Genomic DNA, 12,999 nt, shown 5'->3' on the forward strand with positions numbered 1-12,999 from the left:
TTCAGGCACCCGGGCCTCGCTCGGTGGAAAGCCCGAGGCGGTGTGGGCCACTTCCCGTACCGCCTGCACCAGTCGGGTGAAGGCATAGGGAAAGCGGCGGCTGGGCACCACCACCCCGAAAGCCCCCACCACCTTCCCGTCCTGGCCGAAGATGGGCGCGGCCACCGCCGAGATGCCCTGGGCGAACTCCTCGATCTCAACGGCGAACCCCATCTGCCGCACGCGATGGAGTTCGTCCTGCAAAGCCACCGGCTCGGTGAGGGTGTTGGGGGTGTAGGCCCGCAACTGGGTGGGTGGCTCGCCCTCGAGAAAGGCCAGCACCGCCTTGCCCAGGGCCAGCGCGTGCAGCGCCTCGGTGCTTTCGCCCTCGAGCCCCGGCGGCTTAGGCTGGCCCTGCCGTCCCCGGCTCTGCAGGCGCAGCCTGCCCTCGCGGGTCAGCAGGCCCAGGTAGGTGCGCTCGCGGGTGCGCAGGTAGAGCTCCTCGAGCGCGTCGTGAAGTCGCTCTGTGGTGTTGCCTTCTCCCAGACTCCTGCTGGGAACGGCAGAGATCGCGTTCTGGCTGGCGCGGTAGGTAGTTCCCACCCGCTCGGCGAAGCCCTCGGCCACCAGGCTGGCCAGTAGGGCGTAGGCGGTGGAGAGGCTCTTGCCCAGCAGGCGGGCCACCTCGCTGGCCTCGAGGCCCTCGGGATGGGCGAGGAGATGGGCCAGCACCCGCAAGGCGGCCTGAACGGTGGTGAGCTTACGGCTTTGGGCCATGGCTGAAACCTTCCCCTACTTGGTTGGGCTAATGATGGGTCGGGTTGAAGGGGCTGTCAAGAAATCCGGCATGTTTGCACATTCCGCAAAAGCCCAGGGTTCTTGACCAACTCGCTGTTCCAGGCATACCCTGACCCCAACCTCAGGGGACATTGGAGGATCGTGTCATGACGGAAAAACTCGAAGCCGTGCTCAAGGAAGACCGGGTGTTCGAGCCCTCCGCAGCCTTCAAGGAGGCGGCCAGGCTCAACGACCCTGCCCAGTACGAGGCGATGTACCGCCAGAGCCTCGACGACCCCGAAGCTTTCTGGGGCAAGGTGGCCTCCGAGTTGCACTGGTTCAAGCCCTGGGAGCGGGTGCTGGAGTGGCAGGCTCCCAATGCCCGCTGGTTCGTAGGTGCCCAGACCAACATCACCTACAACGCCCTCGACCGCAACCTTGCCTCCCGCCGCACCAAGGCGGCCATCGTCTTCGAGGGCGAACCCGGCGACAACCAGGTGCTCACCTACCACGACCTGCACCGCGAGGTCTGCAAGTTCGCCAACGTGCTCAAGGGGCTGGGGGTGAAGAAGGGTGACCGGGTGACGATCTACCTGCCCATGATCCCCGAAGTGGCCATCGCCATGCTGGCCTGTGCCCGCATAGGCGCCATCCATTCGGTGGTCTTCGGCGGCTTCAGCGCCTCGGCCCTGGCCGACCGCATCAAGGATGCCCAGGCCAGTGTGCTCGTCACCGCCGACGGCGGCTGGCGCCGCGGCAGCGTGGTGCCCCTGAAGAACAACGCCGATGAGGCCCTAGCCGAGGCTCCCAGCATCAAGAGCGTGGTGGTGGTGCGCCGCACGGGTGAGGACATCTCCATGCAGCCGGGCCGCGACCACTGGTACCACGAGCTGATGCAAAACGCCTCCGATCAATGCCCGGCTGAGCCCATGGACTCCGAAGACCCCCTGTTCATCCTCTACACCTCCGGCTCCACCGGCAAGCCCAAGGGGGTCCTGCACACCATCGGTGGCTACCAGACCTACACCTACCTCACCGCTAAGTACATCTTCGATCTTCAGGAGCAGGACACCTATTTCTGCACCGCCGACGTGGGCTGGATCACCGGCCATTCCTACGTGGTCTACGGCATCTTGCTCAACGGAGCCACCACCGTGATGTACGAAGGGGCTCCCAACTGGCCCGATCCGGGTCGCATCTGGCAGCTCATCGACAAGCACGGTGTGAGCATCCTTTACACCGCTCCCACCGCCATCCGGGCTTTCATGAAGGCCGGGGAGCAGTGGCCGCTGAAGTACCGCCTGAGCAGCCTGCGATTGCTGGGCACGGTGGGCGAGCCCATCAACCCCGAAGCCTGGATGTGGTACTACAACGTCATTGGCAAGGGCCGCTGTCCTATCGTGGATACCTGGTGGCAGACCGAGACCGGCGGCATCATGATCACCACCCTGCCGGGGGTCCACGCCATGAAGCCCGGTCACGCCGGGAAGCCCTTCTTCGGCATCGCGCCCGAAATCGTGGATTCCTCGGGCCAGCCCATCTCCAACCCCGACGAAGGGGGCCACCTGATCATCCGCCGCCCCTGGCCTGCGATGCTGCGCACGGTGTGGGGTGACCCCCAGCGTTACGTCAACCAGTACTGGAGCCAGTACCCCGGCAACTACTTCACCGGCGACGGAGCCCGACGCGACGCCGAGGGCTACTACCTGATCATGGGCCGCGTGGACGACGTGCTCAACGTCTCCGGCCACCGCTTGGGCACCATGGAGGTCGAGAGCGCCCTGGTGTCCCACCCCGCCGTAGCCGAGAGCGCTGTGGTGGGCAAACCCGACCCCATCAAGGGCGAGGCGATCGTGGCCTTCGTGACCCTCAAGGCTGGACACACCAATCTCGAGGCCCTGAAGAACGAACTCAAAGCCCACGTGGTCAAGGTCATCGGCGCGATCGCCCGTCCCGACGAAATCCGCTTCACCGACGCGCTGCCCAAGACCCGCTCGGGCAAGATTATGCGCCGATTGCTGCGACAGATCGCCGCGGGTGAGACCGACATCAAGGGCGATACCAGCACCCTGGAAGACCGCAGCGTGGTCGAAAAGTTGAAGGCGGGAGAGTAGATAGCCAGGAGGCGTCGAGGGCTGGGGGCTCGTGCTTATGAGCCTTCGACCCTCGGCGTTGGGCATTTGGCATTCGGCGTACGGCGCAAGACTACAGCGCGTTAATTTCTCATTTACCTGCCTCCGGTAAGGTTCCAGGGAATGACCTTCCGCGAGCGGGGTGAGCCCGAACCTCGAGGAATCTGCTCGGAGGGGGGGCGGGTGCCCCGCCTCGAGGGCTTCGCCCATCTGGTGGATGGCTCAGCTGGGATGGTCGAAAGCCTGGTCCAGCTCGCCCAAACAGCCGATCTCCTGGTTCAGAGCGACCCCCATGCTGCGAGGGTAAGCCAGCTAACCCAAAGCCTGGCCCTGCAACTGGGCCTGTCCTCGGAGCAAAGCGCCCGGATGGCCCAGGCGGCGTTGTTTCACGACCTGGGCAAGCTGCTCATCGACCCCCAGCTCCTGGATAAACCTACCCGCCTCGAGGCCCAGGAATTCGAGGTGGTGAAGACCCACACCCACCTGGGCGCGGCGATCCTCTCGCTGCGGCACGGCTCCCAGAGCAGCCTGGTCGTCAGCATCGCCCTCGCCCACCACGAGCGCTGGGACGGCGCGGGCTACCCGCGCCAGCTCAGCGCCGCCCAGATCCCGCTCGAGGGGCGTATCGTGGCGGTGGCCGACACCTTCGACGCCCTGCTCACCCACCGTCCTTACAAGGCCGCCTGGCCGCTGCCGCGGGTTCTCGAGGAAATCGCCCGCCAGGCCGGGAAGCAGTTTGACCCGGAGGTGGTGGCGGCTTTGATGCGCCTGGCCCATGACCGGCAGCTTCCCTTGCTCGAGCCGGGCGCTCCGGGAGTGGCCATGCTCCACAGCCCGGCTCTGCGTTCCCCGCCTCTGGACGTCCCGCTCTGACCAACCAGCACCCCGCGACGGAGTAACCGGGCTCACTTCCACCCGGCGCTATTGATAGCGTATTATCAGGTGTTATGGGCGCACTGGCGGTGCAGACCTACGACCTCGGCGTGCGCTTTGGCGATTTCCAGGCGCTATACGGCATCAACCTCGAGATCCCTCAGGGCTCCTTCGTGGCGATCGTCGGCCCCAATGGGGCGGGCAAGAGCACCCTGCTCAAGGTCCTGCTGGGCCTGGACCCCGGCAATCTGCGCGACGGGGAGGCTCGCCTTGTGGGCCGGGCCGAGGTCTTTGGGCAGGCACCCAAAGCCCTTCCGGCGAGCTGGGTGGGCTACGTGCCGCAGGTCAAGAGCTTCGACCGCAGCTTCCCGGCGCTGGCCCTCGAGGTGGTGGTCTCCGGGCTGCGCCGGGCCTGGCCCTTTAGCATCGGCCCCAGGGAACGCGAGGTGGCGCTGGCGGCTTTGGCGCAAGTCGGGGCGGCCCATCTGGCCGAGCGCCCTCTGGGACGGCTTTCGGGGGGCGAGTTGCAGCGGGTGTATCTGGCCCGCAGCCTGGTGCGCCAGCCCAAGCTGCTCATGCTCGACGAGCCTGCGACCGGGGTGGACGTGGTGGGTGAGGCCGATCTGTACCGGCACCTCGAGGCCTACCAGCGGCAATCCGGAGCCACCATCTTGATGATCACCCACGACTGGGAGGCGGCCAGTCACCACGCCTCGCACGTGCTGCTGCTCAACCGCACCGTCATCGCCTTCGACCCACCAGGTCTCGCCCTGCGCCACGAGTGCCTGAGCCGGGCCTTCGGGCACGTGGGGCACGCGCACGACGCCCCGGTGATCCGCTAGAGGTTTTGCTATGCTCGAGGCTCTGCAACTGCCCTTCATACAACGAGCCCTGATCGCGGGGGTTCTGGTCGGGGCCATCGCCAGCTACCTCGGGGTTTTTATCGTGCAGCGCAGGCTTTCCTTCCTGGGGGATGGCCTGGCCCACGCAGCTTTCGCGGGCGTGGCGCTGGGGCTGTTGCTGGGCACCCAGCCCGTTTACGTCGCGGTGCCCTTCGCCGTGGCGGTGGCCCTGGCCATCACCTGGGTGCGCGAGCGCACCAGCCTGGGGGAAGACACCACCATCGGGGTCTTCTTCGCCTTTTCGGTGGCCCTGGGGGTGCTGTTGATGTCCATGCGCCAGGGCTATACCGCCGACGCGCTGTCCTACATCTTCGGCTCGATCCTCACCGTCACCTGGCCCGACCTGTGGGCCGTGGTGCTCCTGGGTGTCTTGATGTTCCTGCTCCTGCCGTTGTGGGGCCGCTGGGCCTACGCCACCTTCGAGCGTGAACTGGCCCTGGCCGACCGACTGCCGGTGTTGCGCCAGGACTACCTGTTGGCGGCGCTGATCGCGGTGGTCACGGTGATGTCGGTCAAGGTGGTGGGTATCGTGTTGATCGCGGCTTTTTTGGTGATCCCGGCAGCCACCTCGAGGATGCTGAGCCCCACCTTTGCCCGGATGACCCTCTGGGCAGTGCTCATCGGCGTCATGACCTCGCTGCTGGGCCTCTTTCTCTCTTACTACCTCGACACCCCCAGCGGCGCGACCATCGTGCTCATCCAGGTCGCGCTGTTCCTGCTGGCCTTGCTGCTGCGCCAAAAGTAAATGCCCCCATTGTCGGGTTGGTTATACGGCTTTAGACTCGCGATATGTGGGTTTCCACCAAAGCACAGTATGGCCTGCGGGCACTCGTGGAGATCGGGCTCAGGGCTCCGGCAGCGGTGCCGCTGAAGGAGGTGGCCGATGCCCAGGGCATTAGCCAACACTACCTCGAGCAAATCGCTGCGCAGCTTCGTCGCAGCAACTTCATCCGCAGCGTACGTGGAGCCAGGGGGGGCTACAAGCTGGCCCGCCCTATGGACAAGATCACCGCCCTCGAGGTCGTCGAGGCCCTAGAGGGCAGCCTCGCGCCCGTAAGCTGCCTGGATGACCCCGAGTCCTGCTGGCAGACCGGCTCCTGCTCGACCGAGGCCTTGTGGAAGAGGGTGGACCTGGCCATGCGGGGGGTACTGGGCAGCACCAGCCTCAAGGACCTGGTGGAGGAGCGCAAGCTCATCGAGGCCCGCAAGCTCGTGCAGCTCGAGGTCGCAGATGCGAGCGTAAGCGCTGAGGGTCGTAAAACGCTCGAGCCTGCCGGCTACATCCCGCCTCAGAACCCTGTGGTCTGATGATCTACCTCGATTACGCCGCCACTACCCCGCTCGACCCCGAGGTGAAAGCCGCGATGGAGCGGGCTTTTGCCGCCTGGGGCAACCCCAGCTCAGTGCACGCCGTCGGGCGCGAGGCCAAGGCGCTGCTCGAGGAGTCGCACGAGCGCGTGGCCCGCGCCATCGGTGCCCGCCCCCGCGAGATCGTCTTCACCTCCGGCGGCACCGAGTCGGACGCGCTGGCCATCTACGGCGTCGCCCTGGCGAAGGGCAGGGGTCACCTGGTCACCAGCCAGATCGAGCACTCGGCGGTGCTCACCGCGATGAAGGGCCTCGAGCGCCTGGGCTACACGGTCACCTACCTGGCCCCCGAACCCCGCACCGGGATGATCTACCCCGAGCAGGTGGCCGAGGCCCTGCGCCCTGACACCCTCCTGGTCAGCATCATGAGCGTCAACAACGAACTCGGCACCGTCTACCCGGTCCGCGAGATCGCCGGGGTCTGCCGGGCCAGGGGCGTGCTCTTCCACACCGACGCAGTGCAGGCGACTGGAACCATCCCCCTCGACGTGCGGGAACTCGGCGCAGACCTGCTATCACTGGCCGCCCACAAGTTCTACGGCCCCAAGGGCGCGGGGGTGCTGTACGTGCGCAAGGGGCTCGAGCTCTTTCCCCTGGCCCCCGGAAAGCAGGAGCAGGGCTTAAGGGGCGGCACCGAGAACCTGCCCGCCGTCTACGGCCTGGGGCTGGCCCTCGAGCGCGCCGTAGCCCACCTGCCCCAGGAGACTCCCCGCCTGCTCACCCTGAGGGAGCGGCTCGAGGCTGCGCTGCTGGCCCTCCCCGGCGTCGAACTCAACGGCCACCCCACCCTGCGCAGCCCCAAGCACGTCAACGTCACGGCTTTGGGAGCCGATGGAGAGGGACTGCTCCTGAACCTCGACCTCATGGGCGTGGCGGCTTCCTCGGGCTCGGCCTGTGCCGCGGGGAGCCTCGAGCCCTCCCACGTCCTCACCGCCATTGGCCGCAGCAAGCCGGAGGCCAAGGCCTCGGTACGCTTCAGCCTGGGGCGCTACACCACCGAGGCCGAGGTCGAGCAGGCGGCGGCGGTGTTCGCCCAGGCGGTAGAGCGCTCGAGGATCACCGTGCCATAGCTGGCACGGGCCGCTCTACTTGGCTTCGGCATCGGCTTCTTCTCCCTCGGGCAGCGGGGATGCGTTGGGGTCGCGGGGCAGGATCACCACGTGCCGCTCCTCGCCCTCCCCGTAGGATGTGGTGGTTACCCTAGGGTGCTGCTTGAACATCAGGTGGATCATCCGTCGCTCGCTGGCCCGCATGGGGGGCAATTCCACCGGCTGGCCGCTCACCTCGACCTGGAGCACCGCGTCCTGGGCCATGCGCTTGATGCGTTCCTCCTGCCGCTTGCGGTAGCCGGCGGCATCGAGGATCACCCTGTAGGCCCCGCCGAACTGCTTGGCCATGTAAGCGTTGGCGATGAATTCCACCGACTTCAGCGTGCGGCCTTCTTTCCCGATGAAACGTCCCAAGTCCCCGCCCAGCACCTCTACCCGCAGCAACTCACCTTCCTGGCGCACGTCCAGTGAGTAGGCCGGGTCGAGCCTGAGCAGCAGCCCCACCATGAAGTTCTCCAGCGCTCGCTTAGGGTCGCCTTCGCCTGCGGGATTGGGGGTTACTACCCCTACCGGCTCCTCCTCCTTGAGTACGGTGGCAGGCGGCGCTTCGCCTTCCCCAATGCCCAAGTCGGATAGCAGGTCATCCAGACCCCTCTTCTTCTCATCCATGAGGAATAGAATATAACGTTCGCGGCCTCAGGCCCAAAGGAGTCGAGGCTCGAGAGTGTGTCCCCAACCAAAAGGCCCAAGCCTTGCCCGCTCTCGGGCTTTCTGCTAAACTGCAATTTGCCTGCTTGGGCGCGTCCCGGCTTCGACGGGGATTCGCGAAAGCAAGGCTGCGTGTCGAGGTGGCCGGTGGCCTCGTAAAACCCGGCGAAACAAAAACTGCCAAGCCTAACAAGCTTGCTCTCGCTGCGTAAGCCAGCGACGTTCGCCAGAAACCCAGCCGATGGTTCGCTGGAGTGAACGACCTGAAGTCGGCTAGCCGAAGCAAGGCATCGTAGCGTAGGCGAAACCTCACGAAGCTTGGCTCGAGCCCCCTGTCGGTGGGGAAAGCTCGAGCGACACTCAAACACCGACTACACACGTAGATGCCTGCCGTAGGGATCTTCGGACGAGGGTTCGACTCCCTCCGCGTCCACCAGAGAAGCACCCCCGCCTGAAAAAGGCGGGGTTAAGCATTGCGAGAGTAGGTGTCGGGTGCAGGGTGAGCCACCCCAAGTCGCAGGTGATGGTTGATGACCAGGCGGCGGAGGGCTGGGGCTCGTGGATAATCCCCCTTGCCCCCTAGAGAGTGTTCGGCGTTTCCCGTACGACCCCCATCCTTCAGCCCAATGCGATCACATTCGCAGTTTTCCCCACTCTAAGCACCCATAATGGAACCGTGCTATGGCTGCGTTGTGCAGTGATCGCCCTGCTGCTGCTGGCTTTCCTGGGGCCCAGCCTGCCGTTGCAGCCGGTGCGCACGGTGGTGCTGCTCGACCAGAGCCCCTCAGCCCGCGAAGGGGTCGCGCAGGTGGCCAGCACCCTCCCACAGCTTCCCAACGTGCGCTATCTGGCCTTTGCCGAGCGGGCCCGGGAGGTCGCCTCGGCCAGCGCGCGCCGTGAGGATTTGGGCGAGGGCACCGACATCAACACGGCGTTGCTGGAAGCCCAGCGGCTCGAGCCCGACCGCATCGTGCTGCTGTCGGACGGCCTGTCCCAGGGCGAGGTATTACCCGTCCCGACCCCGGTATACGCCTTCTGGACCGCGCCCAGCCCCAGGATTTCGCTGAGCCTGCTGCCCCCCACCTACCCCGTACACGGGGAGACCGTGGAGGTGCGGGTATTGCTGGAGTCCACTGCCGACACCACCGCCCGCTTGGTGATTGAGGGCCCCGCCGGGCGGCAGGAGCGGCAAGTCCAGGTGAAGGCCGGACGGCAGAGCTTCGGCTACCGCTTCGCCCTCGAGCGCCCCGCCACCGTGCGGGCTCGCGTCGAGAGCGAGTTGGGCCAGGATGGCGCCCAGGTCCAGGTCAGCCCCGCCGACAAGGTACGGGTGTGGGTGCTGGGAGATGAGGCCCTGGCGCGTTACCTCGAGGCCCAGGGCTTCAGCGTCGAGCGCCGCCACCGGGTCGAGCTGCCCATCCAGGCCGATGTGGTGGCCCTCGGGGTGAGCACCCGCGACCTCAGCGAGGCCGAGATCGACGCGCTGCAAGACTTCTTGAACCAGGGCGGCAGCCTGCTGTGGACGGCTACGCCCAGAGGGTTGTTCTTCGGGGGCTGGGAGCGCAGCTCGCTCTCCGAGGCCATCCCGCTGGAGCCCCTGGAGCATGACGGCGGGGTAGGGCTGGTGCTGGTGCTCGACGTCTCGGGGAGTATGCTCCAGGACGATAAGCTGGGCCTGGCGGTGACGGGGGCGCTCGAGCTGATCCGTTCGGCGCGGGAGCAGGACTACGTGGGGGTGGTGGCCTTCTCCAGTAATTACCGCTGGGTTTTTCGACCCCGCCGCATGACCCCGCAGGGGCGCAAAGCCGCCGAGAGCTTGTTGTTGGCGGCTCGAGCCGGCGGGGGCACCCTGATCGGGGGAGCCTACGCCGAGGCGGTCAGGGCCTTAGAGCCACTCCCCGTGGAGGACAAGCGCATCCTGGTCATGACCGACGGGCAGGTGGCCGATCCCATCCAGCCCGTGCTGAGCGCCGCCGCACAGGGCCAGCAGCGCAAGATCTTCACCAGCAGCGTGGCGCTGGGTGCCGACGCCGACCAGGGCTTCCTGCGCGAACTCGCCCAGCAGGGGGGCGGGAGCTTCTGGTACGTGCCTAGCCCCAGCGACCTGCCCCGCTTTTTCCTCGAGGAAGCCCAGCGGCAGTTCAAACGGGAAGCGTTGGAGGGCAGCTTCGCCCTGGCCACCCGGCCCTGGGCCAGCGGCCTGCTCTACGCCCAGGAGGGTGCGGTGCTTGCAGTGGGAGAAAGCGGGCGCGGGCGGGTGGCGGCGCTAGCTACCGACCTCTCGCGCTCCTGGAAGGACTGGAAGGGAGCCAGTGGCTTCCTGGGCAGCCTGCTGCGCTGGCTCTCTCAGACCCCAGCCCGCCCCCGCGTGCAGGCAGTGCGAGGCGAGGATGGGGTGCGGGTGCTGCTGGAGGGCCAGTTCGAGCGCCCGGCCCTGCGCTACGCTGGGAAGGCCCAGGACTTCCTGCCGGTAGGCCCCCTGCGCTACGAGGCCCGCCTGCCCTACGGGGCCAGGGGTGAGGCGGCGGTACTCGAGGCGGGGGTGCCGCGCCTGAATCTCACCCTGCCCGCCCTGCCGGAGTGGCGGCTCGAGGACGGCAGGGCCAACCTGCGTGCCTTGGCCGAGGCCAGCGGGGGCCGCCTGCTGGGCGACCTCGCCGAGCTCACCGCCTTGCCCCAGCGCAAGGCCCTCGAGCTGCGCCCCTTGCTGGTGGCTCTGGCCCTGGCGCTGTTCGTGCTCGAGCGCTACCTGGAGTGGCGGCGGATGGGGGCGGTGGGGAGTTCATGAGACCTTGCTATCCTGTAGGGGATGCGCTGGAAACCCCTGCTTTTGTTGGCGCTCACGGCCTGTAGTTGGGGCGAGCGGGTTCCTTCCGAGATTAAGTTGGCCTATCCCGGCAGTGGGGCTTTCTGGCTGGGGGTTCCCCACAATGCTGCGTGGGAGCTCGTACCCACCGAGCCCTCGAGCTGGCTCGAGCTGACCCCCAGCAAGGGCCTAGGGCCAGCGCAGATCCGGGTGAGGGCTCGAGGCGACCGCCTGCCCGAGGCATCTCTGGCGGAGACCACCTACCGGCTGAGCGGCGACCTGAGCGCGACCATTCGCTTTCTCCAGCCGCAGGTACGGCTGACGGGACGCCTGGTCGAGGCCCCGGCGCTGGAGGAAAGCCGGTTGCCGGGGGCGGGATTGCGACCCCGCTCCGTCCCAGCCCCGACGGGAGAGGTCCTGGTCAAGCTCAAGCCCGGTCAGCGCCCGCTACTCGATGGCCTGCGGCTGCTCAATTTCGACCCCCGTGCTCGCGTGGGCAAGCTGCGCTCGAGCGACCCCGGCCTGCTCGAGCGCCTGCGTGCTAGCCCTGGCGTCGAGTGGGCTGAGCCCAACGGCTGGGTGCAGGCCCAGGGCGAACCCACCGACGAGCTATACCCCCAGCAGTGGTATTTGCGCTCGACCGGGGCCCGCTTCGTCTACCTGGGCAGCTTTGCCCGGCCCGTGACGGTGGCTGTGGTGGACACCGGTGTGCGCTACGACCACCCCGACCTGGCCGGGCGGCTGGTGTTGCCAGGCGAGGGGGCCTACGACTTCGTGAACGGCGACCCCGATCCTACCGACCCCGGAGATACCCTCAGGCCCACCATCGGCAGTCATGGCACCCACGTCAGCGGCATCGTGGCCGCCCGCAGCGGGACCAACACCCTGCCCCCGCAGTGCTATGAGGGTGGCCAGCCGGTCTGCTCGCAGAGCGGCACGGTGGGCGTGGCCTGGGCGGCACCGGTGCGGGTACTGCCGATCCGGGTGCTAGACGCGGCTGGCAACGGAACTTTCGAGGCGGTGGCAGCAGCAATCCGCTACGCGGCGGGCCTGGCTGTGCAGTGGCAAGGCCAACGCCTGCAACTGCTCGAGCCGGCCAGCGTGATCAACCTCTCGCTGGGCAGCCTTCAGTACTCGCGGGCTTTGTGCGACGCGGTGGCCGAGGCTGTTCAGCAGGGCGTGCTGGTGGTGGCGGCGGCGGGCAACTACCAGGACGTGAACCCCGGTGCGCTCTTCTACCCCGCTTCCTGCCCCGGAGCGCTGGGGGTCGGGGCCACCGACCTAGACTACCGCCCCACCTTCTACAGCCAGCAGAACGAGACCCTCGCGCTCAGCGTTCCCGGCGGTGACACCCGTAGTGGTGCGGCTGGGGGGATCCTCTCGACCACTTGGGATTTCAATGCCGGTCGCCCCAGCTACGCCTTCTACATGGGGACCTCGCAGGCCGCTCCGCAGGCCAGCGCGGCGCTGGCGCTGCTGCTGTCGAGCGACCCCGCCCTGTCCCCTGCGGCGGCCTGGGAGCGCCTCAAAACCCGCCTGACCGACCTGGGAGCCCCTGGCCGCGATGACGCCTATGGCTACGGTTTCCTCAGCCTGCCCACCGCGCTGGGCCTGAGCCTGCCGCCGGGTCCGCTGGCGGCCATGCTGCAAGGGCCAAGCCCGCATCCCCTGCTCGCCGATGCCGATGGCCGCTTCTCGAGCTACGTCCTGGCCGGAGCCTACACCCTCAGGGTCTGCCGGGATGACTCGGCAAACGGGCTGTGCGACGGTGGCGAGGCCAGCAGGGATCACGCCCTGCAGGTGCCTCCCCAGCCCAGCTTCGAGGCGGGGAACTTGCCGGGCCCTTGAGCGATGCCCTCTTGCCCTGACCGTTTGTCTTGGCGCAGAGGGCTCGAGCCCGTACAATACCCATTGTTCTACGCCGGGGTGGCGGAATGGTAGACGCTACGGACTTAAAATCCGTTGCCCGCAAGGGCGTGTGGGTTCGAGTCCCATCCCCGGCACCAGCTTCATCCAGGCTCGGGCACCGGGCACTCGAGCTTGCCGGCGATGTCCTCCACGGCGGCGGTCAGCGAGGTTCCCATGCCCCAGGCCATGTGCCGCCCGTCGAGGTAGCCATAGATGATGTAGATATCGCGAGCGTCGTGGATGCTGCCGACCTCGAGCCTGACGTAAAACAGGTAACCACGCTCCCTCCAGGGAGCGAGACGCGAGTGGAAGATCAGTCGGTCGGCAGGGGTGATCAACGCTGATCGAACTCCTCCAACCCGCAAGCTACCACTGCTGCCCGCTTTCACGTGGCGTATTTGCACCCCCGTCATACGTCATCCGCCCAACGCAAAACACCAAACGCCCTTCGATCACGGTTTTGGCGTTAGGCGCACCTTGGCTGTCGGTGAATTCCG

The 12,999-nt window shown here is 67.1% G+C and carries 11 protein-coding genes, 1 tRNA gene and 1 other RNA gene; 10 read left to right on the forward strand and 3 right to left on the reverse strand.

Annotated elements, in window-relative coordinates; all coding sequences use genetic code 11:
• Positions 1 to 756: IclR family transcriptional regulator (locus Mrose_RS10350; RefSeq protein ID WP_147371616.1), on the reverse strand; the 756-nt coding region annotated here is incomplete at its 3' end.
• A gap of 167 nt (positions 757 to 923) precedes the next feature.
• On the opposite strand from Mrose_RS10350, the gene acs reads away from it, so the two are divergent.
• From acs to Mrose_RS10380, 6 genes are all read left to right on the forward strand, one after another.
• Positions 924 to 2,870: an acetate--CoA ligase gene (gene acs, locus Mrose_RS10355; RefSeq protein WP_119277998.1), complete on the forward strand. Its 1,947-nt coding sequence runs from the start codon at positions 924 to 926 to the stop codon at positions 2,868 to 2,870.
• 141 nt (positions 2,871 to 3,011) lie between these two features.
• Complete coding sequence (locus tag Mrose_RS10360; RefSeq protein ID WP_119278000.1) at positions 3,012 to 3,761, forward strand: HD-GYP domain-containing protein; 750 nt, start codon at positions 3,012 to 3,014, stop codon at positions 3,759 to 3,761.
• 74 nt (positions 3,762 to 3,835) lie between these two features.
• Positions 3,836 to 4,603 carry a metal ABC transporter ATP-binding protein gene (locus Mrose_RS10365; protein WP_119278002.1) on the forward strand — a complete coding sequence of 256 codons (768 nt, stop codon included), beginning with the start codon at positions 3,836 to 3,838 and terminating at the stop codon, positions 4,601 to 4,603.
• Positions 4,604 to 4,613: 10 nt separating this feature from the next.
• Positions 4,614 to 5,408, forward strand: a complete 795-nt coding sequence (locus tag Mrose_RS10370; RefSeq protein WP_119278004.1) for a metal ABC transporter permease — start codon at positions 4,614 to 4,616, stop codon at positions 5,406 to 5,408.
• 44 nt (positions 5,409 to 5,452) lie between these two features.
• Positions 5,453 to 5,971 (forward strand): RrF2 family transcriptional regulator, encoded by a 519-nt coding sequence (locus Mrose_RS10375; protein ID WP_119278006.1) that lies wholly within the window; start codon positions 5,453 to 5,455, stop codon positions 5,969 to 5,971.
• On the forward strand, positions 5,971 to 7,101 hold the full coding sequence (locus Mrose_RS10380; RefSeq protein WP_119278008.1) for a cysteine desulfurase family protein: 1,131 nt from the start codon (positions 5,971 to 5,973) through the stop codon (positions 7,099 to 7,101). The genes Mrose_RS10375 and Mrose_RS10380 overlap by 1 nt, the downstream gene beginning before the upstream one ends.
• Before the next feature lie 15 nt (positions 7,102 to 7,116).
• Here the strand turns inward: Mrose_RS10380 and Mrose_RS10385 are convergent, their stop codons facing one another.
• Positions 7,117 to 7,749, reverse strand: a complete 633-nt coding sequence (locus Mrose_RS10385) for a Jag family protein (protein WP_119278010.1) — start codon at positions 7,747 to 7,749, stop codon at positions 7,117 to 7,119.
• A 127-nt stretch (positions 7,750 to 7,876) separates the two neighbouring features.
• Here Mrose_RS10385 and ssrA point away from each other — a divergent pair.
• The 4 genes from ssrA to Mrose_RS10405 all read left to right on the forward strand — a co-directional run bounded on the left by ssrA (position 7,877) and on the right by Mrose_RS10405 (position 12,600).
• Positions 7,877 to 8,224: a transfer-messenger RNA gene (gene ssrA / locus Mrose_RS10390) on the forward strand.
• A gap of 240 nt (positions 8,225 to 8,464) precedes the next feature.
• A complete protein-coding gene (locus Mrose_RS10395; protein WP_119278012.1) occupies positions 8,465 to 10,576 on the forward strand; it encodes a vWA domain-containing protein in 2,112 nt (703 codons plus the stop codon).
• 21 nt (positions 10,577 to 10,597) lie between these two features.
• Positions 10,598 to 12,442 carry a S8 family serine peptidase gene (locus Mrose_RS10400; protein ID WP_119278014.1) on the forward strand — a complete coding sequence of 615 codons (1,845 nt, stop codon included), beginning with the start codon at positions 10,598 to 10,600 and terminating at the stop codon, positions 12,440 to 12,442.
• A gap of 72 nt (positions 12,443 to 12,514) precedes the next feature.
• Positions 12,515 to 12,600, forward strand: a tRNA-Leu gene (locus tag Mrose_RS10405).
• A 3-nt stretch (positions 12,601 to 12,603) separates the two neighbouring features.
• Here Mrose_RS10405 and Mrose_RS10410 read toward each other — a convergent pair.
• Positions 12,604 to 12,840 (reverse strand): hypothetical protein, encoded by a 237-nt coding sequence (locus tag Mrose_RS10410; RefSeq protein ID WP_119278016.1) that lies wholly within the window; start codon positions 12,838 to 12,840, stop codon positions 12,604 to 12,606.
• Positions 12,841 to 12,999 lie beyond the last annotated feature (159 nt).

The organism is Calidithermus roseus (genome assembly GCF_003574095.1).
Lineage (GTDB): Bacteria > Deinococcota > Deinococci > Deinococcales > Thermaceae > Calidithermus > Calidithermus roseus.

Coding starts and splice junctions, on each gene's coding strand:
- Mrose_RS10385 (WP_119278010.1), bottom strand. CDS start 7,749: ATGGATGAGAAGAAGAGGGGTCTGGATGACCTGCTATCCGACTTGGGC.
- Mrose_RS10365 (WP_119278002.1), top strand. CDS start 3,836: ATGGGCGCACTGGCGGTGCAGACCTACGACCTCGGCGTGCGCTTTGGC.
- Mrose_RS10380 (WP_119278008.1), top strand. CDS start 5,971: ATGATCTACCTCGATTACGCCGCCACTACCCCGCTCGACCCCGAGGTG.
- Mrose_RS10400 (WP_119278014.1), top strand. CDS start 10,598: ATGCGCTGGAAACCCCTGCTTTTGTTGGCGCTCACGGCCTGTAGTTGG.
- Mrose_RS10370 (WP_119278004.1), top strand. CDS start 4,614: ATGCTCGAGGCTCTGCAACTGCCCTTCATACAACGAGCCCTGATCGCG.
- Mrose_RS10375 (WP_119278006.1), top strand. CDS start 5,453: ATGTGGGTTTCCACCAAAGCACAGTATGGCCTGCGGGCACTCGTGGAG.
- acs (WP_119277998.1), top strand. CDS start 924: ATGACGGAAAAACTCGAAGCCGTGCTCAAGGAAGACCGGGTGTTCGAG.
- Mrose_RS10360 (WP_119278000.1), top strand. CDS start 3,012: ATGACCTTCCGCGAGCGGGGTGAGCCCGAACCTCGAGGAATCTGCTCG.